Origin of the sequence: Erythrobacter sp. (assembly GCF_024305245.1) — a bacterium.
In the GTDB taxonomy this organism is placed as follows: Bacteria; Pseudomonadota; Alphaproteobacteria; order Sphingomonadales; family Sphingomonadaceae; genus Erythrobacter.
In genome coordinates this window covers 63,982-88,657 of the sequence record NZ_JAMWYX010000008.1, presented here as the reverse complement: position 1 = coordinate 88,657, position 24,676 = coordinate 63,982, and the positions used below count along the sequence as shown (strand labels likewise).

The window sequence follows — 24,676 nt, the reverse complement described above, 5'->3', positions numbered from 1 at the left end:
CCGCGATACGCAACCAACCATGTTCGAAAACGCGTTCAATAATATCGACCGGGCCATGCGCAACGACGAGGGCCTCGCGTCCGAACTCGATTACGCTGAGCAGACCAGCTGGCTCCTGTTCCTGAAATATCTGGACGACTTCGAAGCCGCGCAGGAGGACGAGGCCGAGCTGGAAGGCCGCGAATACCAGCCAATCCTCGATCCCGAATACCGCTGGGACGTATGGGCCGCGCCCAAGAAGGACGATGGCGAGATAGACCATCAGGTCGCCATGACCGGGCAGGACCTGATCGACTTCGTCAACGGCGACCTGTTCCCCTACCTCAAGACCTTCAGCGCCGACGCGGACGATCCCGATACGATCGAATACAAGATCGGCGAGATCTTCAACGAGATCATCAACCGCTTCCGCTCCGGCTATTCCCTGCGCGAGGTGATCGACATCGTCGACACGCTCGATTTCGGCAGCAGCAAGGCCAAGCACGAGCTGTCCGACCTCTACGAGACCCGCATCAAGCGCATGGGCAATGCCGGACGCAATGGCGGCGAATACTACACCCCGCGCCCGCTCATCCGCGCGATGATCAAGGTGGTCCAGCCCAAGATCGGCGAGACCATCTATGACGGTGCGGCTGGCTCGGCAGGGTTCCTGTGCGAAGCGTTTGATTACCTGCGCCGCCCGGACCTGTCCGCTGCCGAGTGGGACATCCTCCAGCGCAAGACCTTCTACGGGCAGGAGAAGAAGTCGCTCGCCTACGTGCTGGGTGTCATGAACATGATCCTCCACGGGATCGAGGCGCCGCAGATCCGCCACACCAACACTCTCACCGAGAACGTGATGGACATCCAGCAGGCCGACCGTCACGACATCGTGCTGGCCAACCCGCCCTTTGGTGGCGGTGAGCGCAAGGAGGTGCAGCAGAACTTCCCGATCAAGTCGGGGGAGACCGCCTACCTCTTCCTGCAGCACTTCATCCGCAAACTGAAGGCGGGCGGCAGGGGCGCGGTGGTGATCAAGAACACCTTCCTCAGCAACACCGATAACGCTAGCGTCGAACTGCGCAAGGAACTGCTAACCAGCTGCAACCTCCACACCGTGCTCGATTGCCCCGGCGGCACGTTCCAGGGTGCGGGCGTGAAGACGGTGGTGCTGTTCTTCGAGAAGGGCGCGCCCACTCGGCAGGTCTGGTATTACCAGCTCGATCCGGGTCGTTCGATGGGCAAGACCAATCCGCTCAACGATGCTGATCTCGCCGAGTTTGTCGCGCTCCAGCCGGACAAGGCGGGCAGCGCCAAGAGCTGGACGGTGAATGTCGAAACCCTCGACAAGGCGACATGGGATCTGTCGGTCCGCAATCCTACCGCCCCAGAGGAGGCGCCGCTGCGCGCGCCCGAGCAGATCATTGCCGACATGCTCACCCGCGACGAGGAGAGGCGTCTGATCCTTGAAGACATCCGGGGGATGCTATGAGCGGAAGCCCATTTCCCACGGCGACTTTGAGTGAACTGGCTTCAATTAAATACGGCTACACGGAGAGCGCGTCATCTGAACCGGTTGGGCCAAAGTTTCTTCGGATCACCGATATTCAAGATGGCGCAGTAGACTGGCAGTCAGTCCCCTACTGCGCGATTGATGCCGCAGATGCGAAGAAGCACCGTCTCGAAGACGGCGACATCGTTTTCGCAAGAACTGGGGCGACCACCGGTAAAAGTTTTCTGATTAAGGACCCACCGGAGGCTGTGGCCGCCTCCTATTTGATTAGGTTGCGGCTGACCGGGAAAGAGCTGCTGCCGGAGTTCCTCTCGTTATTTTTTCAAACCGACGTCTATTGGCACTCGATCGCGCAAGGTTCCTCCGGAAGCGCCCAAGGTGGCTTCAACGCGTCGAAACTCGGTGAATTGAAAGTCCCGACTCCATCACTTGAAGAACAGAAGCGGATCGTTGCGGCGCTGAAGCAGATATTCGTCGCGCTTGACCGCGCCCGTGGATTAACTGAGGCCAATCTGGCGGATGCGGAGGATCTTGAACGCTGTGTGTTGAGGGCCAACCTGGCACCTCAGGTAGAAAACTGGCTGACCTGTAAACTCGAAAAAGTATTGTCGGTGCTTAGTGGTTTTGCCTTTAAGAGTAAGGAATACACCGACACCGGACATTTCCTCATTAGAATTGCCAATGTGCAAGATGGCCAGATTTCTTTGCATAGGCCGCAGTTTGTCCAGCTTTCTAGCAAAACAAAGAAATTCGAGCTTTCAGAAGGGGATATTCTGACATCGCTTACCGGAAACATTGGGCGTGTTGCGGTCATCCAGGAAGAGCACTTGCCAGCAGCGCTCAACCAGCGCGTCGCGAAGCTTGTGCCTAAAGACGCGCTAGTGTCGCGTGATTATCTGCTGCAGTTTCTCCGTTCCGATTGGTTCGGAGAGCCGTTACGCAAAAAGGGGCGCGGGGCGGCACAGCAGAACGTAAGCCCAAATGAAATTAAAAACATTGACTTTTTCTATCCAAATACGAACCAGCAAACAGAGATAGTCAAAGCAAATCGAGCCATACAAGAAGCGTGCGACCATCTTCATAACCGCTACGAGCAATCAATGAAGGACATTGCCGACCTCCGCCAATCCATTCTCCAGAAGGCCTTCGCCGGGGAATTGACCTGAGCCGATGCAGGAAACAGAGGCTGATACCCGCGCCAATCGCATCGATCCCGTGCTGCGTGCGGCTGGCTGGGGCGTCGTCGAGGGCGCACAAATCCGGCGGGAGGCGATCTGCCCTGGTCGCATCATGCCCGGCGGTCAGCGCGGCGCTCCACTCTCGGCCGACTACGTCTTCGAATTCCGCGGCCACAAGCTCGCGACCATGGAGGCCAAGCGCCACGGCAAGGGGGCGGGCGCGGGCGTCGGTCAGGCCAAGGACTACTCGACCCGGCTGAAAGCCCGCTTCGCCTACGCCTCCGACGGGGCCGAGTGGTATGAGGTCGACATGCATACGGGCAAGGAGGGCAACATCGCTCCGCCTTTCCCGACGCCCGACGAGCTGTGGCAGCGCTGCTTCCCCACCGGCAATGCCTGGCGCGAACGCTTCGGCGCGGTTCCTTTCGAGACTGGTGGCGGCAAGTGGCAGCCGCGCTATTACCAGCATAACGCTATCACCGCCGTGCTCGAGGCGATTGCCAAAGATCAGCAACGCATTCTGCTGACGCTCGCCACGGGCACGGGCAAGACGTCGATTGCTTTCCAGATTGCGTGGAAACTGTTCCAGTCGCGCTGGAACCTGACCCGCGAGCCGGTCCGCCGCCCGCGCATCCTGTTCCTCGCCGATCGCAACATCCTCGCCGATCAGGCTTACAACGCTTTCAGCGCCTTCCCCCCCGACGCGCTGTGCCGGATCAGTCCCGAGGAAATCCGCAAGCAGGGCAAGGTGCCCACTAATGCGAGCGTGTTCTTCACGATCTTCCAGACCTTCATGACGGACGGCAAGAGCGTGGAGAGCGGCCTGACATTCGAAGGCTACCAGCCGGACTTCTTCGATTTCATCGTGATCGATGAATGCCACCGTGGCGGTGCGCGGGACGAGAGCACGTGGCGAGGGATCCTCGAATACTTCGCGCCCGCCGTGCAGCTCGGCCTGACCGCTACGCCCAAGCGGGACGTGAACGCGGACACCTACCGCTATTTCGGCGACCCGGTTTACACCTATGCGCTGAAGGAGGGGATCGGCGACGGCTTCCTCACCCCGTTCAAGGTGCGCCAGATGGCGAGCACCTTGGACACCTATACCTTCAGCGACGACGACGAGGTGGTGAGCGGGGAGATCGACCTCGACAAGGAATACACCGAGGCCGATTTCAACACGAAGCTGGTGATCGACGAGCGCGAGCAGAGCCGGGTGCACGAGTTCATGGACCAGATCGATCAGCGCCAGAAGACGCTGGTTTTCTGCGCGACGCAGGATCACGCCGCCCGGGTGCGCAACTTCATTAATCAGGTGAAGACCAACCCCGACCCGCATTATTGCGAGCGGGTGACGGCGGACGACGGCAAGCTGGGCGAACAGCACCTGCGCGAGTTCCAGGACAACGAGAAGACGTTGCCGACAATCCTGACGACCTCGCAGAAGCTCTCCACCGGCGTGGATGCGCGCAACGTGCGCAACATCGTGCTGCTGCGGCCGGTGAAGTCGATGATCGAGTTCAAGCAGATCATCGGCCGTGGAACGCGGACCTTCGACGGGAAAGACTTCTTCACGATCTACGATTTCGTGAAGGCTTATGAGCATTTCAAAGATCCTGAGTGGGATGGGGAGCCGGAGGAGCCTGTCGAAGGATCGACCGCTCCAAGGCCACCGAAACCGCCAGAGCCCCCGATCATCGACGACGAGCCCAGCGATCCGCCTCCGCCGGCCGAGCGCGTGGTGGTGAAGCTCGCCGACGGCAAGGAACGCAAGATCCGGTATGTCGCCGAGACGACCTATTGGTTCAACGGTCGCCAGATTACCGCCCGCGAGTTCATGGAGCAGTTGTTCGGCGATCTAGGCACGATGGTTGCCAGCGCAGACGAACTCCGCGCGATCTGGACTGATCCTGATCGGCGCACCGCCTTCATCCAGCGCCTCGAAGAAATGGGCTACGACCGCGACCGCATGGACGACATGCGCCGCCTGATCGATGCCCCCAAAAGCGACATTTTCGACGTGCTGGCCTACGTGCGCTTCACGCTCGATCCGCTGTCACGGTCGGAGCGAGTGGAGGGCGCGAAGGCGACCGGTCTCGATGGCTATGAAGCCGAGATGCGTAAGTTCCTTAGCTACATTCTGCAGGCCTACGAGTTGCAGGGGATCGATGAACTCGCCCCGCATCGGATCAGCGACTTTCTGCAGATTCGGTATGGCGGAACGAACGATGCCAAGCGGGTGCTGGGTTCGATCCCGGAAATACGGGAGGCGTTCATCGATATTCAGCGGCACCTGTTTTCGTAGGCGGGGCGCGTGACCAAAGCACGTTCTTCACGCTCCCATTTAGGCCGCCTCGTCCAATTCTGCTCCCATCCGCTCCAGCATTTGGGTGCGCAGCCGGATGAGCGGTTCGATGTGTTCCTCCGCCACGCAGCGGTTGCGCACGCACCAGTCTGCGACGTTGTGAAGCATGGCGATTTGATCAAGCGCTATCAGGCCGTTTGCGCGCCAATAGACCGTAGCGACCAGCGCAGTGAGGATACAGTCGGTGCCCACGCGATGCCGCATGGCCTGCCATTCCTCGCCGTTGCGGGGCTCGGCGATGTCGGCCTTGCCGGCAAATAGCTCGACCGGAAGGCCAAGCCTGATGCACAGCTCGCTCAGGTGCGCCCAATCCCGGCCCTGCGCCTTCATTTGAAGGCCGAGGTCGATATGTGGTCGCCAATTCGCCTGACGGCCAAAAGTTGGCGTGCCCGATCGCAGCTGCGGCGGCAGGACCAGCAGGTATTCGATCGCAGCGAGATTGAGGAGCGGGATCTCGGCAGCGAGCCCGCCCCAGGTGACCACGTGATGTTGCGGCTGACCACGCACGTGCTCCAACAGCTCAACAACAACCTCGCGTTCATCGCCGTGCTCGTATTTGGTCCAGGATTTGAGGCCCCCAATGCTGATAGCCCCGCTTTCTTCGACTTCGAGCGAGAGCGCGGCAGCTGCGATCACCCTCTTGCAAGGTATGCGATGGCGGTGCGCATCGTTGCGCTTTTGCTTTGCAGCCCCCCGCGGGTCGATTTCGCGATAAGCTTCATGCAGATGCTCATCCCAGACGGCCTCGACATCGATAAACGTAAACTTGGTCATTCTCATTTTCCTTTCATGGGTTTACCCCACTAACCCACTCAATTTTGTGCTTTTGTAGTCCTCCTGCGCTGCGCTGGCATTGGCACTGTTGCGGCCTGTGCCTTGTTCGCTGAACGTCGCCGACCGGCTCAAAACGGGATGGGCCGGGCCTGTTCCAACACGCGCCACGCCGTGAAGGCGGCGAACAGCGTGCGGGCTTCAGGCCTGCGGCAGAACGCCGCGGTGTAGGTGGCCCACATGGCCGTCGCGGTGTCCGGCGCGCGGCGGCTTCGGCGGAGCAGTGCCGACTGCGGCCCCGGCACATCAAGGCCAAGCGGCTCACCCACGGCGGCCAGCTGCTTATCGGTCACGGTCAGCGGGAGGATGGTGAGGCTCGGCAGATTGCGGCGGATCAGGTCAATGTCCGTGGGTGCGGCGCATTCCGTAATTGTATGGGCGGTGCTTGGACCGGCTTCATTTTCTGACATACGAGGGAGGCGCACCAGCAATTCGGCGCCGGGCGGGATATGCGAACATAAGCCGTCGATTATGTTCGCGCGGGGCGTATCGGTATCGAATGCCTTGTGCACGATCTTGAACCGCGCTTCCCGGCGTCCGATGCGTTCGACCGTAAACAAAGCGAGCGAGCGAATTGTCGATCGCGGTGTGTGCTCCGGACTGGTTCGGACGACGGTGAGCGTTGCCAGCACCGGCGGGTGCAGCGAGTAGGTCATGGATAATTCCTCGGATTAAACGCAAGCGGGCGGCTCTCCGCGTGGAGAACCGCCCGCTTGGCGTTTTATGGCGATGATGGTGGTGATGGCGGTGCAGACTGCTGCATGAGCCGGCGCGGCCAGTGACCACGCTGGCCTCGCGCCTCAGGCGACGTGCATCTCCCAGGATTCCCGCGGCCAGAAGCTGTGGCCTTGGACGCTCGCCTTCATCAGGCGCTTGAGCTCGGTCCAGCCACGATCAGCGCCCGCTGATGCCTTGGACCGCTTCGGCGGCGGCACGTCCATGATCTGTCCGTGCGCATCGAACGCGAAGGCCCGCGTCGCACAGGCCGAGATCAGGATCATGGATGCGTTTCTCTTTTGGACGAAGGGATGCACCATCATGATTTCGACGCCAGCCGGAACAGGTCGCACCAACAGTATCCCGCTGCAGATGCTGGTGAACCGGTTGCTAAACTGACCCGCCAGCCAGGGTCGGCCAGTCTGAGCCGCTACCCGGCTGATCATGGTCACCGTGTCTTCCATGCTTCCGCATGAAGCCACAACCCCAAGTCCGCCCGCTGGCAGCGGCGCATCCAGAGGGGCCGATGGGCAGATAAGCGCCCGAGGGAACGCATAGGTCAGCGCTCGGCCGGGGCAGGCCCCGCCGATATACAAGTCGATCATTGTTCGTATTTCCTTATTCGAGTTGCAGACCCCCGCAGGGTGTCCGAAGCCTTTTTTCCTTCACCGGAACGGCCCACTTCACTTCAATCACAGGATCAAAGCCGGGCGACGCTGCTGCGCTGCCCGGCTCCTTTTTCCTTTCTTGATGTCGGATGGATGCGTTCGGCGAACGCGTGCGCTGGCATTGTTCGGTCAGCAGTGCCGCTCGTGCCAGGTGATCGGCGTCTTGCTCACGCGGATCTGCGGAAAGTGCCGATCAATCCAGCTATGCTCATAATCCGCATGGAACTCTGACGTCTCGATCGACCAGCTCTTGCGCTGCCAGTCGAAGCTGTAGCCCCTGCGCTTCAGCTCGCCCCGCGCACCATAGGTCGGCCCTTCGGCATCAACCCGCACGCTGGTCGTCCGCGCATTGGCCAAGGCTTCGGCCAGCACGGTTCGGCCATTGGGCAGCACAGTGGCGGCAAGATTGATTGCCGCCGTGACGTCATCACCTGCCGTATGCGCCTTGGGTGCATACAGACCTTGCTGGCACAACAGATGGCCGAGCGCCCGCCCATCGAACTGGTGGCCAAGCCAGTCGATGTCATTGAGCGTGCACACCCACGGCAGATGCGCGATACCAGGCAGCAGGCGGCGGCAAAATCCCGCATCGAATCTGGCACCATGGGCCAGCAGTGCATCAGCACGGCACAAGAATACCGTCATCTTGTCGATATCGATCGACCTGCCCTGTAATCGTTCATCGCTGAGCCCGGTGAGCGTCTTGATCTTGGCTGGGAGCGGCCGGCCGGGATCCTGCAGGCCGTAGATTTTGTCGATGATGCCGGTGATCCGTCCCTCAGCATCGGTCTTCACCAGCGCCGCTGCAATCTCGATCACACGATCGGTCTCAGGGTCTAGCCCCTCGGTTTCCGTATCGATCACCGCGATCACCGGCCCGTCAGGACCAATCGCGTTTGTGATTGGCCACTCATCAAGCGGCGCAATCCGCCGCAGGATGCGCACCTCGTTATCCGGCTGGGCATGTTCACCAACGTCGGTGTCGTCATCGCCGATGCTATTCATCTTGTTCATTTATTACCTCGTCGTCACGAGGCCGGCCGAAGGGCAGACTTTTTTCCCTTCTACCAACCGACCTCGCACGCGAGGCTCAGCCGAGGGGCTTTTCCTACAATCGCGGCATGGCAAGTGCGTTTAGGCCGAGCCATCATGATTAACGCACTTGCCGGCAGACGATGTTCGCGCAATGTTCCAGCCATGGTTTCTCATTCGATTCGGCAAGCGCGGCGCGACGATCTGGCCTTCCCGGTCCGTGTGAAGGTGCGCGTGCCTGAACACGGCCTCGGTAAAAGCCTCGACCGCATGACAGTGTGGCTGCGCGAGAATGCGTCCGCCAAAGGTTATGCCTGTCACAGCTCGCCTGGGGTGGCCTGCAGCACTGCGGCCTTTTACTTCTGCGACATCGATTTGGCGCAGAGATTTGTGCGATCATTCCCAGAGGCAGAATTGGCAGATGGCACCGGTAGTGCCAAAAGCAGAAATGAGATTTGAATGGTGAGCTTACTCCTTACTTAATTTGCATCACGCAGCATTCATTGTCTGCTCGAATGAGTATGCGGCAAAAATAGGTTATTGTTGTATACTTCGATTTCCTTGCTATAATAAAATTCAGCCGAGTTTAAGGTCTAGAGACGATACCAATGTTTGCATTATTGATGGCGTTCATCTGGTGGTTAACAGGTCTCTTTTTGAGAGCGCTCAGTCGCGCCCTTATTCCCGCGCCGGTCTACCCATTGACCGAGGCAAGAAGCGCATCTCAGGCAAGGCTGCATCGCCATTTGACCCGGCCACCGCTAGTCTGGGCTGCTCCCTAACAACTCGATCTCGAAGTTGAACCGGCAAGCGAACGCAATCGCGCGCCTGCTCCTTAAACGCTGGGATCGACTGTGTCAGATTACAGGCTGTGCTCACGTGCTGAGCAGCCCCGCACTTTCGATCTCGCAGCGGCGAGTATCGGATATGAATATACATCGAAAAGCGCTTCCCTACGAACAGGCTAAGGCGCGCCTGAATTCCTTTTTTGCCAGAACCGGCAAAATCCCCTCCATCCGAGAGTTGAAGGCTGAATGCGGCGGCGCAGGCAGCAACGAAACCTACCAACAATACCTGAAGCGCTGGCTGACAGAGCAAAGCCAGGCATCTGGCACGATGCCGGGCCTGGTCGCGTTGAGAAATCAGGTTCAGGCAAACGCCGAAATCATGTTCGCCATTATTGACCAGCTTATGCGGCAGAATGCGCGGCTTGCTTTGCTAGAAGACGGTCAGGATGGTGCTTGTGATGGCGATCTGGACAACACCGAATGCGATGACGGTGATCCCGACTTCGACGGTGAGGACATTGGTGGCGCGTCGCAAGCAAGGCTGACCCCTCAGCCTATAGCGCGCGGCGACGAGCCAGCGGCCACGGTGCCGGAATCGGCACCGACCGCCGATGGCCCGGGTGTGTTCGCTGCTGCGGCACAGCCCGCAGCGGCCCGAACGCGTCCGGCGGACCAGCTCATTGCTCTGGTAGAGAATTTCGGCCTCCATGCCGAGGCGCGTTTTCTTCCCCCCAACGAAGATGACGACGCCCCCCGCGCGGCGAACACGTTCGGCGAACGCGAGAGCCGTTCGGCACCTGTGCCGACCGATCAGGGCTCACCCGAAAACACGAACACGTCGCTCTCTCGGTCGAACGGGGGCAGCCAGCAGGCTGCCTTTCCGTTCGATCCGACCAAGCCCGAAACGGGCGAGAGCGACACAAACGGAGGATCGGCGAATGGCACAGCCTGAGACCGATCCGACCCGCGGCGGCCCGTTGGCCGCCGCTGCCCCGGGCCGTGAGGCAGGAGGGGCACTCCTTCGCCATGCCCCGTCATGGCGACGAGCGGGGGGTAATTCGAAGAAATACCCCGGAGTGAGTGTACTCCTAATTTCAATGTCCCAGCCGGTTCCGTCCGGGGAACACGTTCGCCATGGATGAGAAACCCCCATATGCGATCATACGCGTTAAGAAGATCCACAACCCCGAAGACCTGGATCCAGTCGAGGCTCACAACACCCGCACGATCCCAGCCGGTACAGTCGAGGGTGCGCCTGCGCCGGTAGACTGGGTGAATATGGACGGATGCTTCCGCGAGCGGGCGCAACAGGTCCTGCTGGAAACGGGTGCGACATGGGAAGACACCCGCGGCAAAGGGCTTCGTCACAAGCCGCTGAAGCAAATCAAGCGCGAACTACAAGAGACGGAAAAGAGGCTCGTCGAAGGACAGAAGCTGCTCGATGCGGCATGGGCGGATCTGGCCAAAAAAGGCGAGGTGCTGAAGCATTATGACGAGCAAATCAAAAAGCAGCATCAAGAAGTGCTGCGGATCTCGAATCAGAATTTCATCGAGGAACTGAACAACCGCGCAAAAGCTACCGAACTCCGCGACCTGGAGGAGGAGCTGGTGGGCCGCGAAGCGGAGTCGGAAAGGCGCAAAACCGAGCTGGACCGAAGGGAAGACAACCTCAACACTCGTGATGCCGAGCTTGCAGAACGCGAGTCCCGCCTCGCAGCACAGTTGACCCAGCAAGCCGCAGAGCGGGCGCGCCTCGATCAGGAGGGAGCGGCCATAGAGAACGAAAAGGCTTCCCTGGGGGTGCGCAAGCGTGCGGTCGAGAAGCGCGAGGCGGACGTTTCCGATCGCGAAGAGGCTGTCGAGGACCGGGAGCGCGATCTGGCGACCACCATGGCGCAGATCGCGATCTTGGGACGCATCATCACAGGCAAGGTAAAGGGGACCTGGAACGAAACGCTTCGTCGGCCCGAGATCGCGAATGATGTGGAACTCCCACAGCTTGAGCGCAAGGCCCTCGCCGCCTTGATGCCACCCTGGTTGAAGGATGCCATGCGGCTTGCCCTAGGTTTCGCCGAAAAACGTGAGAAGCTCCGGAATCGAGCGAGGAAGGCCATAGCGAGGCTGAGCCAGCGCATCTCGGCGGTGGCGACAGGAGAAATCGCAGTGGCGTCAAGGGAAACCGCAGTGGCGGTCAGGGAGGCCGAGGCCGATGCTTCCATGCGGGCTGCCAACGCGGCCCAAACCAGTGCCAACTTAAGCATCAGTGAAGCGAAAGCGAGAGATGCCGCAGCTTTAGCCACCGAAGCCGCTGCGGCAACGCGCGTCTTACAAGCGACCGAAAAAGAGGCTGTGGCTGCGAAACGGATCAGGCAAGCAGAGGCCGCTGAGCAAACCAAGAAGGAATTGACCGCCCAATTGTCGGAGATACGGCAGGAGATTGCGGCCGCCGGGCGCGATGCCGAACGCGCTCAGGCACGCGTCCGTGACGAAGAGGAAAAGGAGCGCGACGTTCGGACGCGCGTCAAAGCCTTGGGAGAGGAACAAAAAGCAACAGAGGCTGAGGTGGCTACCGCAAAACAGGAGGCAGCTGCGGTGACCGCTGCGATCGAGCTCGAAAAGCTGAAATTGTCGGCGGTCAGGTCTGAGCGAGAAACGTTACAGAAGGAGTTGCTCGAGTTGCAGGCGCAACGTGAGTCGCTGAAGGCCGACCAAGCATCGATACAGGAAGATCGAGCCACACTAGAAAACGAGAAAGAGTTGGACCGGATCTCGGCAGATATGATGATGGGGATTCTCGCTGCGCAGCGCTACGCGCGGATGAGTGGGCAGGTTATTGAAGTCTTCCCCCCAGGCAAATTGGGGGGAAAGCCTTGGCAAACTCTCGATGCTGAAGGGTTCGCGGTGTGGCTGCCGGCCATGGTCAACACCTATGACAGCATGTTCATGCAGCGCGCACAGGCCGAGCGGACGCAGAAGCTGTGGAGCGAAAGCCTTAAGGAGCTCGCCCGGCATTATCCGGACAAGCGGCCAGAACTCGCCCAGCACGCTGCTAAGGACAAGGCGGCTATGGCCGCCATAGCTGCTCAGAACGTGCAGAACGGGTTTGGCAGATGATGCCGCTGTTTTGCAGTGGCCTGATGCAGCGGCGGCGTCACCGGACTTCCCTATCGCCCATGGCGGGGAACGTCGGCTTTCAGGGTTCCATTCGGCACGAACGAATGACCGCAGCTGGGTGGTTTTGCGAATGGCGGCTTTGCCAGCCAAAAATGGCTTATGATGCCTATGGCAGATCATCCGAATGCTCGCTTTATCTCGACTACCCCATCAGTTCTATAACACTCTCCATGTGAGAGGATGATACCCGTTGGCTCCCATGCGAGCATCTGTTCGACACCCCGCCTAAACGCTGCGCGATGAAGCAGAGCAGCCAGTCTAATTTCGATGGAAGGCCGACCGTTGGGTCCCGTCGCACCGCCTATGATCAGTAACATTCTGACGAGCGCCCTTTGAACCCGGCTCGCTTCGAAGTTCTGCATCAGGTCTGTAACGATGAGCGTTCGAGATTGGCGGTGAAAGAAAACAACTTCTGTAAAGCTGCCGAGGGCAACCACATGCAGATCAATGTCCCCGCGCCAGTTCTCAATAAGCCGCTCTCCTAGAACGGAGAAAGCGATGTGCGGGATTTTCGTGTTTAGGTTTGGGGCTGCATAGGCTGCCGCAGCCGGGAAAGCATGCATCCAGTCGACCAGAAACGTGTAGTGGAGCGTGTTCGGAGCGACGATCGCGGAAACGGGTCCCAAAGCGCTGACAGCAGCAACCAGCTCAGGGTCGCAAGACACGGGCGAGTGAAGCCACAGGCTGCCGTCCTGCAGCTTAACTATCGTCATTCGGGTTGGGCAGGGAATGGTCACCCCACTGAGCGAATAGGAAACCTCAGGGCCATTACCGCCGTCGCCGCCCACCGCAGCATCGCGCGCAATACGTCCACCGGCTCAGCCAAGTTGCCCAGCTGGGTCATCTCCTGTTCGAAGCCGGGTGTCGCCGCGAGCGCCAGCACTATGACGGCAGCCCCGGCCCATGCAGCACTGTGCAACGCCGGGGCATCGCGGCGCGCATCGCACCACAGCAAGGGCGCGCTCACCACCAACGCCATGATCGGGGCCATCCAGGCAGGCGTGATCAACAAGGCGGCGGCAAAGGCCAGCAGCGCCGCCGGTGCGAGCAGGACCAGCGCTTCACGCGTCGGCCCTTCCTGCCCGCGTCGCCACAGCAAGGCGAACGCTCCGGCCGGCAGCAGCGCCAGAGCGGCAAGGATCGCCGCCATCAGCGGTTCGCTGTTGTCCGTGCCCCAGATGCCATAGCGGGAATAGATCACGGCCCCCATGATCAGGCTGACTGCGGAAAGCTGCCCCAGATCGAGCAGCCTTGCCCGCGCCAGCCACTGGTAGGCCAGCGGCACGCCTGCAAAGATCGCCACCTGCGCCGCCGCGACCACGGCAAAGAACGCAGGGTCGGGCTGCGGCCAGATCACCAGCAGCCACAGCCCCAATCCGGCCGCCACCAGCGTGCCCAGCCGCAGCGCTTCGAACCGCCAGCCCAATCCCGCCAGCGCCGCTGCGATCAACAGATACAGACCCCAGGTCAGCGGGGCGAAGCCGGCATCGGTGACCAGCACAGCCATCTGCAAGGTCGCCAGTCCTCCGGCGACGAGGTGCGGCAGGCTCGGCCCGCCTCGGGCATGGAGAAATGCGGGCAGGACTGCGCCCAGCACGAAAAGATAGATTCCCAAAGCCGCGAAATCCGAACCACCCGAGACGCCGAGCACCATCATCAGCGTGCCCCAGCCAAGGCCTGCGGCCAGCGCGGCATAGCTGAGCCAGCGGCGTCCCTGTGCCTGCCCGCTCCAGGCCAGCCCGCCGGTGATCAGCGCCAGATAGAACGATAGCAGCGGAACATTGGCGCTGTCGCTGTCGACCAGTAGCGGCGCAGCGAACCCGCCGACCAGACCGATCACCGCGCTCGGCAATCCGAACCGGAACGACAGTCCGATCGCCGCCGCAGTAACTGCTGCCAGCCCGATGAACGCCGCGCCCGCGCCGATCAGGCCATAGGTGGTGCCGGCCAGATAGAACGCGCCGTAGAGTGTCGCCAGCCCCGCACCCGCCAACGCCTGACGCACGCGCGGATCGGCAAGTCTTTCGTCGAAGCGATAGGCCGTTTCCGCGCCCGCCAGCAGCATCAGACCGAAGGCGAAGCTCATCACCACGCGGACGGACGGCGTCAGCAGGCCCGCCTCGATCGAGAAGCGGACAAGGAAAATTCCCGCCACCGCCAGTGCGAACCCGCCGCCCCAGATCGGCAGGCGGCGACCGAATATGTCCTCGAAATCGAAGGAAAAGCCGCGCGATGGTTCCTCATGCGCCGCTTCGCCCTCGTGGCTGGCTTCGATTGGAGCGGGAGCGGGGGCCGGTTCGGCGGCGACGCTTTCGGGTGTGGGATCTTCGAAGCCCAGCGCCGGGGGCGGTACCGGAGCAGCCTTTGCCATGCTGTCCTGCGGTTCGGGCGCGGACCGGGCAGGCGATGCCGCCGCCGCTGCTTCAGCAGTGCCGCGCTCCGCCACCTCCGGCAGGGGGCGCGGCGATGCATACCGCAAGCGATCGATTTCGTTTGCGAGATGGTCGATCACGCGCTCGAGCCTGGCGATCCGCCGCCACGCGACCGCGATCAATCCGCCGAACAGAAGAATGAAGAATAAGTTCATGATCCCTTGGCTCTAATCGCCAAGCTTGCGGCCCTTGGCAATCGCCAAGTGACGGGAGGCACGGTTTCCCCCGTGCGGCCATGCAGCCCGCTCCGGCGACAGACCCGCCGAAGCGCGAAGGATCAGGTCTTTTTGGGAGCCTACGCGTCCGTCCCAGCGTCCTCGATAACGCGGCGATATCGTTCCTCGCTCTGCCGCAGTTCCTCCTGCGCCATCAGCCGCTGGGTGATGTCGATAAAGCTGACGACGATCCCGTCGATCCGGTCTTCCACCGTGCGATAGGGGCGCAATCGCATCAGCAGCCAGCGACCGGTTTTGGTCTTCACTTCCTTCTCGAACGGAACCAGATCGCGCAGCACTGCGCCCGCATCGTCTTTGATCGAGGTGTAGTCGAGCTGATGGCTGAAGTCGGTGATCGGTCGCCCGATGTCGGAATCGGTCACGCTGAATAATTGTTCGACCGCCGGGGTCAGCATCTTGATCCTGAGATCGGGATCGAGGAACAGGGTGCCGATATCGGTGGTGTTGATCAGGTTCTGCAGATCGCTGTGCGCGCTCGCCAGCCCTGCCAGCTTGCTTTTCAGCTCGCTGTTCACGGTTCGCAGTTCTTCGTTGATCGACTGCATTTCCTCCTTGCTGGTTTCCAGCTCCTCGGCGGTCGAACGGTATTCCTCGTTGACCGATTGCAGTTCCTCGTTGGCGATCCGCAGTTCCTGGATCGCGCCTTCGTGCTCGCGCCGGCTGGAACTCAGCCGCTCCTGTGCATGGCGCAACTCCTGACGCAGCCGCTGGACCTCGCTCGCTCCGAAGGTTTCGTCGCCCGCCAGATCCTCGTCGGCGGGCATGATCGGCCCGCCATCCATGAACACCACCAGCATCAGCGGCGCGGAATGCGCCTCGGCCGGGGTGCGTCCGATATACAGGGCCACCCGGTGACGCGTGCCGTCGAAAGCGACGCTGATCGGCAAGGTGATGCACGGTTCGCCCGTCGCAGCGACGCTGTGCAGGGCGTTGCGCAACTCGGCGCGCAGTTCGGCGCGAACGATATCGGGCAATTCGGCGCTCAGCGGCCCCTCGGGCGGGGCGATGAAACGGCCGGCATTGGCGGAAAGGTGAACCACCCGCATGTCTTCATCGACCAGCGCGCTGGGCGGCCCGGCATGTTCCAGCGCGGCCAGATGCAGCGCGCCGGGAACAGGCTCGCGGCGGACCCGGCTTTCGCGCGCTTGCGGCAGATGGGGGCGGTGTTCTGCGGGAAGATCGTCCAGCAATTCCACCTTGCGCCCCGTGCGTGGCTTGGCGGAATAGATCCGCGCCTCGCGATCGATCGTCGCGAACAGTTCCGCGCGCCCGTCGGCGGTTTCGGCCGATCCCAGAAACAGATACCGGCCGGGCCGCAGGGCGTAGTGGAACAGCGCCAGCAATTGCGCCTGCAATTCGCGTTCGAGATAGATCAGCAGGTTGCGACAGGTGATCAGGTCCAGCCGCATGAAGGGCGGGTCCTTCATCGCGCTGTGATTGGCAAACAGCACCATGTCGCGCACGTCCTTGCGGATGCGGTAATGCGCCACTTCCTCGACGAAGAACCGGCGCAGGCGTTCTTCGCTGACGTCTCCTTCGATCGCGCGCGGGTAACGCCCTTCGCGCGCAGTGGCGAGCGCGCCGTCGTCGAGATCGCTTGCGAAAATCTGCACATTGGGTGCCACCTGCCGCCGTTCGGCTTCTTCCAGCAGCAGCATCGCCAGACTGTACGCTTCCTCGCCCGTCGCACAGCCGACCGCCCAGATGCGGATCGGCTCGCCCGCTTCCTGAACCTCGAACAATTGGGGGATCACATCCTTCGCCAGCGCTTCGAACGCGGTAGGGTCGCGAAAGAACGAGGTTACGGAGATCAGCAGGTCGCCGAACAGTTCCTTGGCCTCTTCGGGGTTGGCAACCAGATAATCGGCATAGCCGGCAAGGCTCGGCTGCTGCGTGACCTGCATCCGCCGCCCGATCCTGCGCCGCACGGTGGCGTTCTTGTAGCTGGCGAAATCGTGCCCGGTCCGCGCGCGCAGGAACGACAGGATCTGCGTGACCGATCGTTCCGCCTCTGCTTCATTGGTGTGGGTCAGCGCCGCCTTGGCCTTCAGCGTCTGCGCGATCCGTGCCGGGATGTCGGCGAGCGGCTCGACGAAATCCGCGACCCCGGTGGCGATCGCGCTGCGCGGCATCATCGCGAATTCCGCTTCGCGCGGGTCCTGCACCAGCACCAGCCCGCCCGCCTCGGCCACCTTGCGCACTCCGACCGCACCGTCCGCGCCCGCGCCGGTCAGCACGACGGCAAAGCCATCATTGCGGGCATCGGCAACCGAACGGAAGAGCCTGTCGATCGGCGCCCGAAGCCCGCGCGGTTCGGTAAAATTGCGCGCCATGATGCGGTTGCCTTCGATCACCAGTTCGCGATCGGGCGGGATGACATAGACGTGATCGGGCTTGAGCGTCGGCGAATCGTCGACCTGCAGGATCGGCATGGACGTGCAGTGCTGGAGGATCTCGGCAAGATGGCTGGGGTGATCGGGGGCGAGATGCACGATCACCACATAGGCAAGGCCCAGATCGGTATCGAGCGCGCCGAACAACGTCTGCAGCGCCTTGATCCCGCCCGCAGAGGCACCGATTGCGCAAACCGGCGTGAGGCCATGTTCAAAACCGGCGGCCTGCTCTCCTGCTTCGCTCATGCAGCCTTCATCCTGTATCAAAAAGCAATTTCACTATTAGCCGGTCGCCCACAAGCCACGGACTGGCGCACATACCGCTGCTGCAAAACATGCAAGCTTGGCATCAACCCCTGAATGGCCGACATTGCATCAGATGCAAACGAGGGGAAAGCGTTGTGGCACTCTTCTTTTTCCACTTTTACGACGGTGCGGGCGTCTGTCAGGACGAGACGGGGACCGAGCTTGCCAGCGTCGAAATGGCCTGCCTCGAAGCGAACCGGACGGCGATGGAAATGTGGCCGGAATTGCTGGCGGACCGGATCAACCCGCTCAGTTGCTCGTTCGAAGTCACCAATTCGGTGGGCAGCATCCTGCTGAGGCTCGAATTTTCGGAATTGCTCAACATGACGGGCGTCGGAGCACCGCAGCCGTCGCAACCGCTTGAAATAATTTGCTCTTCAATCGACGAGACGCATCGCCGCGCCCTGCGCGCCAAAGCGGGGCTTGACGAGGCAATGTCAGACACAAGGCAATCGCTGGACGATGTCAGGATCTTGCTAGCCCAGATCGCCGCCTGACGCACTGCGCCTGCACGGCGCAGAAGCAGCACCCCAATCCTGCCCGCCAAGCAGCGCGGCCTTTGTCACACGAAGGCTTGCGCCCCCTCCCCTCCCATGCGCTAGGAGCGTCGGGAACACGCGACAGGGGATTGATGCATCCATGAACTTCCAGCTGACCGACGAGCAGCGCGCGCTGCAGGATACCGCGCGCAAATTCGCGAGCGCCGAATTGCCTGCACTGGCGCGCGACATGGAGGAAAAGGACTACCCTGTTCCGCACGATATGCTGCGCACCTATGGCGAAATGGGTTTTCTGGGGGTGAACCTGCCGACCGAATATGGCGGGCTCGGGCTCGGCCATGTCGAGGCGCTGCTGGTGCTGGAGGAATTCGCCAAGATCTCCAACGCGGTCGCCTTTCCGGTGTTCGAGGCGCTGGTCGGCCCGGTGCGCACCATCGAACGTTTCGGCTCGGCTGAAATGAAAGCGCGGATCCTGCCCGAAGTCATCCGGGGTGAGAAGGTGGTGGCCGTCTCGATGTCCGAACCCGACGCCGGAACCGCGCTGACCGATCTGAAAACCCGCGCGGTGCTCGATGGCAATCATTACCGCGTCAACGGCTACAAGCGCTGGACATCGGGCGGCGGGCATTCGGGTTACTACGTCACCTATTGCCGTTTCTCCGATGAACCCGGCGCCAAGGGCATCGGCGCGATCCTGCTGGAAAAAGACCTGGCCGGAATGCAGTTCGGCAAGCGCGAGGAGCTGATGGGCTTCCGCGGCATCGCCACCGCCGATTACGCGATAGAGGATGTGCGGGTGCCCGCTGGCAATGTCATCATCGGCGCGGGCGGGTTCGGCAAGCTGATGAGCGCGTTCGGGCTGGAACGCTGCGGCAATGCCACCCAGAGCCTCGGCGTTGCCGCAGCCGCGCTGGAAGCCGCGACCCGCTATGTTAAGGAACGCGAGGCGTTCGGCAAGCCGATCATCGAATTTCAGGCGGTGCAGTTGAAACTGGCCGAAATGGCAATGAAGGTCGAGGCAGCGCGCCTGCTGATCCACCGCGCTGCCGCCAACGCCGCGCATCAACCCGATGGCCTGCCGACCGTCTACGAAAGCAGCGTGGCGAAATGTTATGCCAATGAAATCGTGCGCGACGTCGCCGCGATGGGGATGCAGGTGATGGGCGGCTATGGCTATCACAAGGATTACGGGATGGAACAGCGCCTGCGTGACGGGTTCGCCTGGGGTATCGCGGGCGGATCGATCGACGTGCAGAAAACCAATATCGCCGCCGCACTGGTGGGCCGCCGGTTCGATCAGCGGCGGTAGCGCGGCGAAACTCCTTGCGCGAAGATAGTGTATTGCGCCAGTAATTCACCATGGATCACTCTCCCGCAATCGCCCCCGCCGGACTGCCGCTCGATGATGATGCGGACCTGACCCGGCTTCACCCCAATTACACCCATGCCTTGCGGGTGCAGGCCGCGTTGATGGCGATCCCTTTCCTGATTGCCGCGCTGGTGCTGGAGGCGGTCAGCCGGGATGCGGGCTTTCTTCCGCCGGGCGTGATCGCAGGGCCGGTGCTGCTGATTGCGCTGGCGCTGGTGATCCGCGTGCCAAACCGCCGTTACAATGCGCGCGGCTACCAAATCAGTCCCGACCGGCTGCGGGTGGTGCGCGGATTGCTGTGGCGGTCCGACACCGTCGTGCCGTTCGGGCGGGTGCAGCATATCGACGTCGATCAAGGCCCACTCGCACGCTTCTTCGGCATCGCCACGCTGACGCTGCACACGGCGGGCAATCACAATGCCAGCGTTTCGCTGCCCGGACTGGGCGAGGAACTGGCGCGCGAGATGCGCGAGGATATCCGCGCCCATATCCGCCGCGAAAGCATGTGAGCATGCCGCAGAGCGAGCCACGCCATACCGCGCCGCTCAGCGTCGCCATCGGCGCGCTGGGATCGATCCGCAGCGCGATCATTCCGGCTATCGCCATCGCCTTTTCGGGGATCGGCGGATCGGGACGCTTCCTGATCGCGGCAGGCGTTGCGCTGGCATCGATCGTGATCGGCACGCTTGTCAGCTATGTCGGCTGGCGGCGGCTGACCTACACCGTGGGCGAGGCCGATATCCGGGTCGAAAGCGGGGTGTTGAGCCGCGCGGCGCGCTCGGTGCCGTATGAGCGCATTCAGGATGTCAGCCTCGAAGCCAAGCTGCTGCCGCGCCTGTTCGGGCTGGTCGCGGTCAAGTTCGAAACGGGCGCGGGCGGGGGCGAGGATCTGGCCCTGCAATATCTCTCGCAAACCGAAGGCGAACGCCTGCGCCAGTTGGTGCGTGAACGGCGCGACGCGGAACAGGTTGCTGCGACCGATCCGGCATCTCCGGCACTCGCACGGCCGGATGCCGACGAAGGCGACGTGCTGTTCGCCATGGGGCCGCGCCGCCTGCTCGGCTTCGGGCTGTTCGAATTCTCGCTCGCGGTGTTCGCGCTGCTCGGCGGCGCGCTGCAATATGTCGACACCGTCACCAATGTCGATGTCTGGAACGTCGACCTGTGGCGTGGCTGGCTGGAGGAGCAGGGCAGCACCGTCGCCCGGCTCGGCCCCTATGCGCAGGCGGCGGGCGCGCTTGCCGGTCTTGTCGGCCTCGTCTTCATCGGCATGGCGACCGGCATCGCCCGCACTTTTGCGCGCGAATGGGGCTTCACGCTGACCCGCTCACCGCGCGGCTTCCGGCGGCAACGCGGGCTGTTCACCCGCACCGACGTGGTGATGCCCGCGCACCGGGTGCAGGCGCTGGTGATCGGCACCGGGCTGCTGCGCTACCGCTTCGGCTGGCACGGATTGAGCTTCGTCAGCCTCGCGCAGGATGCCGAAGGCGCCAGCCACGTGGTCGCGCCCTTCGCGACGATGGAGGAAATCGCTCCGGTCATCCGTTCGGCAGGGTTCCAGCTGCCCGATGCCGCAACCCGCTGGCACCGCGCGAGCAAGCACCACCTGACCGACAGGATCGTGTTCGATTCGACGGTGCTGGGACTCGCCGCGATTTTGGCAGCGATCTTTGCGCCCTTCGGCGTCGCCTTCATCCCGCTCGGCCTTGCCGTGCTGGCGGCGGGGGCGAACATGTACGCGTGGGAGTTCCGCCGCCATGCGATCGATGATCGGCAGGTATTCGCGAGCCACGGGCTGCTGTCGCCCACCAGCCAGATCGCCACCCGGCTCAAACTCCATTCGGTCGAGATCGCGCAAGGGCCGATTGCCCGGTGGCGCGGCTATGCGACGGTGCATCTGGGGCTGGCAGGGGGCGAGTTCGCCATTCGCGGCGTCCCGATCGAGGAAGCCCGCAGCTTGCGTGCCAGCGTGCTCGAAACCATCGCTTCGACCGATTATTCGCGGCTCGATGCGGCTCCGGCCTCCAATCAGGCCTTGAGCGCGGCCCAGTCCGGATTTTCTTCGAATTTGGCAGCGACATAGGAGCAATCGGGGCGGATCAGGAAGCCGAGCCGCTCGGCATCCGCCACCAGCCGGCCGACCAGCTGCGCCGCCACACCGCGACCGCCGATTGCGCGCGGCACCACGGTATGCGCCGCGATCCGCACTTCCTTGCCGTCGCTCGTGCCGCCCGGCTCCCACTTGAGATAGGCCTCCTGCGTGGAGTCCTCGACCACGGCGACGTAAGAGCCGCCCTGCCCCTGCACATGGTGGGTAATGGTGACTTCGGCGCGCTGTTCGCCCATGTTTGCTGCTCCCGCTTGTGTTGGCGACCGATGCTGGCCGCTTGCCTTGGCCGTGTGGCGCTCTAGAGGCGTTTCCACCATGACACTCGCAAAACCGTTCCTGTCCGACAATGCCGCCGCCGTCCACCCCAAGGTCTGGGAAGCGATGCGCAGCGCCGACCAACCGGACAATCCTTACGACGGGGACACTCTGTCGCAGGCGCTCGATGCGCAATTCACCGCGCTGTTCGGTCGCGAATGCGCCGCGCTATGGGTGGCGACGGGGACGGCGGCGAACTGCCTCGCGCTCGGCACCATGTGCCAGCCGCACGGCGGGGTGGTGTGCCATACCGAGGCGCATATCGAGGTCGATGAAGGCGGCGCGCCGGGTTTCTACCTGCACGGTGCCAAGTTGATGTTGGCGGACGGCGAAGGCGCGAAACTGACGCCTGCCGATCTTGCCGCGCTGATCGATCCGATCCGCAACGATGTGCATCAGGTGCAGCCGCATGCCATCGCCATTACGCAGGCATCGGAATACGGGCGCAGCTATCGTCCCGAAGAACTCGCGGCGCTCGGCAATTTTGCCAGGCAGCGCAAGCTCGGCCTGCACATGGACGGGGCGCGGTTCGCCAATGCGGCGGCATTTCTGGGCGGCAGCGCGGAAGATGCAGCACGCAGCGCCAGCGGCCCGGTCGACAGCCTCGCCTTCGGGTTCATCAAGAACGGCGGCATGGGCGCAGAAGCCGTGGTGCTGTTCGACCCCGAGGCCGCCAGCCAAGTGCGCTATCGCCGCAAGCGCGCCGGACACCTGCAATGCAAGGGCCGCTATCTCGCCGCGCAAATCCTCGCGATGCTGGAGGGCGACCTGTGGCTGGGCAACGCGGCCAGCGCCAATGCCGCGGCGCAAGAAGTCGCGGCGGGCTGCGGCGGCCGGCTGATGCACCCGGTCGAGGCAAACGAGCTGTTCGTGCGCCTGACCGCGGTCGAACGCGCTGCGCTGCGCACGCAGGACTTCGCTTTCTACGACTGGGGCAGCGATGCGGCCCGATTCGTGACCGCGTGGAACACCAAGGCAGAGGACGCGCAGGCGCTCGGCAAGGCTATCGCCGCGCTATGACAACGCTGGCCGCGCCGTCGATGCTCAGCCCCCGCGTGCTGATCCCCTTCATGCTGACCGGCACGATCTGGGGGTCAACCTGGTTCGTCATCACCGGGCAGATCGACGGGGTGCCGGCGGCGTGGAGCGTGTTCTACCGTTTTGCGCTGGCGACTCCCGCGCTCTTCGTGGTGGCGTTGCTGATGGGCCGGAGGCTCCGCCTGACGCGGCCCGAGCAATTGCTCGCTGTCGGGGTTGGCATCGCGCAGTTCAGCGGCAATTTCCTGTTCGTCTATCATGCCGAACTGCACATCACCTCGGGCATTGTCGCGGTGATGTTCGCGCTGCTGATGGTGCCCAATGCGCTGTTCGCACGCGCGTTCATCGGCGAGCGGGTGCAGCCCGGCTTCATCGGCGGCAGCATGGTGGCGATTGCCGGGGTGGCGCTGCTGCTGGTGCACGAATGGCGCGCCGCGCCGCTCGACGGGAACGTCGGCCTTGGCATCGTGCTGGCCATCGGCGGGATGCTCGCCGCCTCGATCGCCAATGTCGTGCAGGCCAACCCCACCGGGCGCGGGGTTCCGATGGTGAGCCTGCTCGCCTGGGCGATGCTGTACGGCACGATCTTCGATCTCGGATTTGCGCTGCTGACCGCAGGCCCGCCGCCGCTGCCGGAAAAGTGGCAGTTCTGGGCGGGTACCGCCTATCTCGCGCTGATCGGTTCGGTGGTGACCTTCCCGCTGCACTACAATCTGGTGCGCGAAATCGGCGCGGGGCGCACCGCCTATAACGGGATCGTGACGGTGTGCGTGGCGATGCTTCTGTCGACCGTCTTCGAAGGCTATCGCTGGACGCCGCTCACTGCGAGCGGGGCCGCACTGGCGCTGCTCGGCATGGCACTGGCGCTGAGAGCGCGGCGGGTGAAGGCGGTGCAGGTGCAGCAATCGGGGGCCATGCGGCACTGATCACACCAGCGCGGCGAGTCCCTCCACATAGGTCGGATAGCGCGGCTGCCAGCCGAGCACCCGCTTGGCCTTGCCATTGGCGACGCGGCGGTTCTCCATATAGAACCCGCGCGCCATGTCGGAGAGGTTGGCCTCCTCAAAAGTCTCGAGCGGCGGCGGTTCCATGCCGAGCAGACGGCAGGCGTGTTCGGTCACCGCATTGCCGCTGGCCGGCAGATCATCGCCGAGGTTGTAGGCACCCGGCGGCGCGTCCTGCGTCAGCGCAGCGACCACCCCGCTCAGGATATCATTGACATGTACTCGGCTGAATACCTGATCGGGCAAGTCGATCCGCCGCGCCTTGCCTTCCCGCACGCGGTCCACTGCGCTGCGACCGGGGCCGTAGATGCCCGGCAGGCGGAACGCCCTTGCGCCCATGTTCAGCCAGACAAGGTCAGCCTCGGCGCGGGTGTTGCGGCGGCCTTCTCCCGATTGCGCGATGGTCGGGGTCGATTCGTCCACCCATGCGCCCTGCTTGTCGCCGTAGACACCGGTGGAAGAGAGGTAGAACAGCGGTTTGCCTGCGAGCGCGTCGGCGTAGGTATCCAGCACCGGATCGACGCCGCTGACCCGGTCGGGCGGGACGGAGGAGAGGATGTGGGTGGCCTGCCCCAGCGCCGCCTTAACGCCATCGCGATCGGAAAAGGCGATATCGCCCGCGCTGCCAGTGGCGCTGACCTGCCATCCGCGCGCCTTCATCGCCGCGGCTATGCGCCCGGCCGTGTATCCCAGCCCGAAAATCAGCAAATGCCCCATCAGACCAACCT

Annotated in this window: 21 protein-coding genes; 12 read left to right on the top strand and 9 right to left on the bottom strand. The window is 62.7% G+C overall.

Going from position 1 to position 24,676, the window contains the following annotated elements:
• Positions 1–19: 19 nt before the first annotated feature.
• Genes Q0L48_RS11930 through hsdR form a run of 3 tightly spaced genes read left to right on the top strand, consistent with a single transcriptional unit; the run spans position 20 to position 4,975 of the window.
• Positions 20–1,471 carry a type I restriction-modification system subunit M gene (locus Q0L48_RS11930; protein ID WP_296721277.1) on the top strand — a complete coding sequence of 484 codons (1,452 nt, stop codon included), beginning with the start codon at positions 20–22 and terminating at the stop codon, positions 1,469–1,471.
• Positions 1,468–2,658 (top strand): restriction endonuclease subunit S, encoded by a 1,191-nt coding sequence (locus Q0L48_RS11925; RefSeq protein ID WP_296721275.1) that lies wholly within the window; start codon positions 1,468–1,470, stop codon positions 2,656–2,658. Before Q0L48_RS11930 ends, Q0L48_RS11925 begins: the two co-directional genes overlap by 4 nt.
• 4 nt (positions 2,659–2,662) lie before the next feature.
• A complete protein-coding gene (gene hsdR / locus Q0L48_RS11920; RefSeq protein ID WP_296721273.1) occupies positions 2,663–4,975 on the top strand; it encodes an EcoAI/FtnUII family type I restriction enzme subunit R in 2,313 nt (770 codons plus the stop codon).
• Between the two features lie 39 nt (positions 4,976–5,014).
• On the opposite strand, the gene Q0L48_RS11915 is transcribed toward hsdR, so the two are convergent.
• The 4 genes from Q0L48_RS11915 to Q0L48_RS11900 all read right to left on the bottom strand — a co-directional run bounded on the left by Q0L48_RS11915 (position 5,015) and on the right by Q0L48_RS11900 (position 8,256).
• Positions 5,015–5,809: a hypothetical protein gene (locus tag Q0L48_RS11915; RefSeq protein ID WP_296721272.1), complete on the bottom strand. Its 795-nt coding sequence runs from the start codon at positions 5,807–5,809 to the stop codon at positions 5,015–5,017.
• Positions 5,810–5,937: 128 nt separating this feature from the next.
• A complete protein-coding gene (locus tag Q0L48_RS11910) occupies positions 5,938–6,522 on the bottom strand; it encodes a hypothetical protein (RefSeq protein WP_296721271.1) in 585 nt (194 codons plus the stop codon).
• A 144-nt stretch (positions 6,523–6,666) separates the two neighbouring features.
• A complete protein-coding gene (locus tag Q0L48_RS11905; RefSeq protein ID WP_296721268.1) occupies positions 6,667–7,188 on the bottom strand; it encodes a hypothetical protein in 522 nt (173 codons plus the stop codon).
• A 192-nt stretch (positions 7,189–7,380) separates the two neighbouring features.
• Positions 7,381–8,256: an exonuclease domain-containing protein gene (locus tag Q0L48_RS11900; protein WP_296721267.1), complete on the bottom strand. Its 876-nt coding sequence runs from the start codon at positions 8,254–8,256 to the stop codon at positions 7,381–7,383.
• Between the two features lie 144 nt (positions 8,257–8,400).
• Between Q0L48_RS11900 and Q0L48_RS11895 the strand changes: the two genes are divergently transcribed.
• The 3 genes from Q0L48_RS11895 (at position 8,401) to Q0L48_RS11885 (ending at position 12,185) form a co-directional block, all read left to right on the top strand.
• Complete coding sequence (locus Q0L48_RS11895; RefSeq protein WP_296721265.1) at positions 8,401–8,742, top strand: hypothetical protein; 342 nt, start codon at positions 8,401–8,403, stop codon at positions 8,740–8,742.
• Positions 8,743–9,162: 420 nt separating this feature from the next.
• Positions 9,163–10,023: a hypothetical protein gene (locus Q0L48_RS11890; protein WP_296721264.1), complete on the top strand. Its 861-nt coding sequence runs from the start codon at positions 9,163–9,165 to the stop codon at positions 10,021–10,023.
• A 182-nt stretch (positions 10,024–10,205) separates the two neighbouring features.
• Entirely contained in the window at positions 10,206–12,185 is a 1,980-nt protein-coding gene (locus tag Q0L48_RS11885; RefSeq protein WP_296721262.1) for a hypothetical protein, read from the top strand.
• 176 nt (positions 12,186–12,361) lie between these two features.
• Here the strand turns inward: Q0L48_RS11885 and Q0L48_RS16680 are convergent, their stop codons facing one another.
• From Q0L48_RS16680 to Q0L48_RS11875, 3 genes are all read right to left on the bottom strand, one after another.
• A complete protein-coding gene (locus tag Q0L48_RS16680; protein ID WP_367274041.1) occupies positions 12,362–12,982 on the bottom strand; it encodes a DUF4336 domain-containing protein in 621 nt (206 codons plus the stop codon).
• Complete coding sequence (locus Q0L48_RS11880; protein WP_296721260.1) at positions 12,979–14,832, bottom strand: DUF2339 domain-containing protein; 1,854 nt, start codon at positions 14,830–14,832, stop codon at positions 12,979–12,981. Before Q0L48_RS11880 ends, Q0L48_RS16680 begins: the two co-directional genes overlap by 4 nt.
• A gap of 140 nt (positions 14,833–14,972) precedes the next feature.
• Positions 14,973–17,552: a chemotaxis protein CheB gene (locus tag Q0L48_RS11875; protein ID WP_296721259.1), complete on the bottom strand. Its 2,580-nt coding sequence runs from the start codon at positions 17,550–17,552 to the stop codon at positions 14,973–14,975.
• 155 nt (positions 17,553–17,707) lie between these two features.
• Between Q0L48_RS11875 and Q0L48_RS11870 the strand changes: the two genes are divergently transcribed.
• The 4 genes from Q0L48_RS11870 (at position 17,708) to Q0L48_RS11855 (ending at position 21,564) form a co-directional block, all read left to right on the top strand.
• Positions 17,708–18,109, top strand: coding sequence for a hypothetical protein (locus tag Q0L48_RS11870; protein WP_296721257.1), 402 nt, complete (start codon positions 17,708–17,710; stop codon positions 18,107–18,109).
• Positions 18,110–18,251: 142 nt separating this feature from the next.
• On the top strand, positions 18,252–19,421 hold the full coding sequence (locus Q0L48_RS11865) for an acyl-CoA dehydrogenase family protein (protein ID WP_296721255.1): 1,170 nt from the start codon (positions 18,252–18,254) through the stop codon (positions 19,419–19,421).
• A gap of 50 nt (positions 19,422–19,471) precedes the next feature.
• Entirely contained in the window at positions 19,472–19,990 is a 519-nt protein-coding gene (locus Q0L48_RS11860) for a PH domain-containing protein (RefSeq protein ID WP_296721253.1), read from the top strand.
• Between the two features lie 2 nt (positions 19,991–19,992).
• Positions 19,993–21,564, top strand: coding sequence for a PH domain-containing protein (locus tag Q0L48_RS11855; RefSeq protein WP_296721251.1), 1,572 nt, complete (start codon positions 19,993–19,995; stop codon positions 21,562–21,564).
• Here Q0L48_RS11855 and Q0L48_RS11850 read toward each other — a convergent pair.
• Entirely contained in the window at positions 21,510–21,827 is a 318-nt protein-coding gene (locus Q0L48_RS11850; protein ID WP_296721250.1) for a GNAT family N-acetyltransferase, read from the bottom strand. The two genes, Q0L48_RS11855 and Q0L48_RS11850, sit on opposite strands and share 55 nt — an antisense overlap.
• 79 nt (positions 21,828–21,906) lie before the next feature.
• Here Q0L48_RS11850 and Q0L48_RS11845 point away from each other — a divergent pair, with 79 nt between their 5' ends.
• Positions 21,907–22,926 (top strand): low specificity L-threonine aldolase, encoded by a 1,020-nt coding sequence (locus tag Q0L48_RS11845; protein ID WP_296721248.1) that lies wholly within the window; start codon positions 21,907–21,909, stop codon positions 22,924–22,926.
• A complete protein-coding gene (locus tag Q0L48_RS11840) occupies positions 22,923–23,870 on the top strand; it encodes a DMT family transporter (protein WP_296721246.1) in 948 nt (315 codons plus the stop codon). Before Q0L48_RS11845 ends, Q0L48_RS11840 begins: the two co-directional genes overlap by 4 nt.
• Here Q0L48_RS11840 and Q0L48_RS11835 read toward each other — a convergent pair whose 3' ends face one another.
• Positions 23,871–24,665 (bottom strand): SDR family NAD(P)-dependent oxidoreductase, encoded by a 795-nt coding sequence (locus Q0L48_RS11835; protein WP_296721245.1) that lies wholly within the window; start codon positions 24,663–24,665, stop codon positions 23,871–23,873. It abuts the gene before it with no gap.
• Positions 24,666–24,676: the final 11 nt, after the last annotated feature.

What these genes read in the sequence shown, in the direction of transcription:
- Q0L48_RS11855 (WP_296721251.1), top strand. Translation starts at nt 19,993, where the DNA reads ATGCCGCAGAGCGAGCCACGCCATACCGCGCCGCTCAGCGTCGCCATC.
- Q0L48_RS11900 (WP_296721267.1), bottom strand. Translation starts at nt 8,256, where the DNA reads ATGAATAGCATCGGCGATGACGACACCGACGTTGGTGAACATGCCCAG.
- Q0L48_RS11840 (WP_296721246.1), top strand. Translation starts at nt 22,923, where the DNA reads ATGACAACGCTGGCCGCGCCGTCGATGCTCAGCCCCCGCGTGCTGATC.
- Q0L48_RS11905 (WP_296721268.1), bottom strand. Translation starts at nt 7,188, where the DNA reads ATGATCGACTTGTATATCGGCGGGGCCTGCCCCGGCCGAGCGCTGACC.
- Q0L48_RS11845 (WP_296721248.1), top strand. Translation starts at nt 21,907, where the DNA reads ATGACACTCGCAAAACCGTTCCTGTCCGACAATGCCGCCGCCGTCCAC.
- Q0L48_RS11930 (WP_296721277.1), top strand. Translation starts at nt 20, where the DNA reads ATGTTCGAAAACGCGTTCAATAATATCGACCGGGCCATGCGCAACGAC.
- Q0L48_RS11915 (WP_296721272.1), bottom strand. Translation starts at nt 5,809, where the DNA reads ATGACCAAGTTTACGTTTATCGATGTCGAGGCCGTCTGGGATGAGCAT.
- Q0L48_RS11835 (WP_296721245.1), bottom strand. Translation starts at nt 24,665, where the DNA reads ATGGGGCATTTGCTGATTTTCGGGCTGGGATACACGGCCGGGCGCATA.
- Q0L48_RS11925 (WP_296721275.1), top strand. Translation starts at nt 1,468, where the DNA reads ATGAGCGGAAGCCCATTTCCCACGGCGACTTTGAGTGAACTGGCTTCA.
- Q0L48_RS11860 (WP_296721253.1), top strand. Translation starts at nt 19,472, where the DNA reads ATGGATCACTCTCCCGCAATCGCCCCCGCCGGACTGCCGCTCGATGAT.
- Q0L48_RS11875 (WP_296721259.1), bottom strand. Translation starts at nt 17,552, where the DNA reads ATGAGCGAAGCAGGAGAGCAGGCCGCCGGTTTTGAACATGGCCTCACG.
- Q0L48_RS11885 (WP_296721262.1), top strand. Translation starts at nt 10,206, where the DNA reads ATGGATGAGAAACCCCCATATGCGATCATACGCGTTAAGAAGATCCAC.
- Q0L48_RS11910 (WP_296721271.1), bottom strand. Translation starts at nt 6,522, where the DNA reads ATGACCTACTCGCTGCACCCGCCGGTGCTGGCAACGCTCACCGTCGTC.
- Q0L48_RS11850 (WP_296721250.1), bottom strand. Translation starts at nt 21,827, where the DNA reads ATGGGCGAACAGCGCGCCGAAGTCACCATTACCCACCATGTGCAGGGG.
- hsdR (WP_296721273.1), top strand. Translation starts at nt 2,663, where the DNA reads ATGCAGGAAACAGAGGCTGATACCCGCGCCAATCGCATCGATCCCGTG.
- Q0L48_RS11895 (WP_296721265.1), top strand. Translation starts at nt 8,401, where the DNA reads ATGATTAACGCACTTGCCGGCAGACGATGTTCGCGCAATGTTCCAGCC.
- Q0L48_RS11880 (WP_296721260.1), bottom strand. Translation starts at nt 14,832, where the DNA reads ATGAACTTATTCTTCATTCTTCTGTTCGGCGGATTGATCGCGGTCGCG.
- Q0L48_RS11865 (WP_296721255.1), top strand. Translation starts at nt 18,252, where the DNA reads ATGAACTTCCAGCTGACCGACGAGCAGCGCGCGCTGCAGGATACCGCG.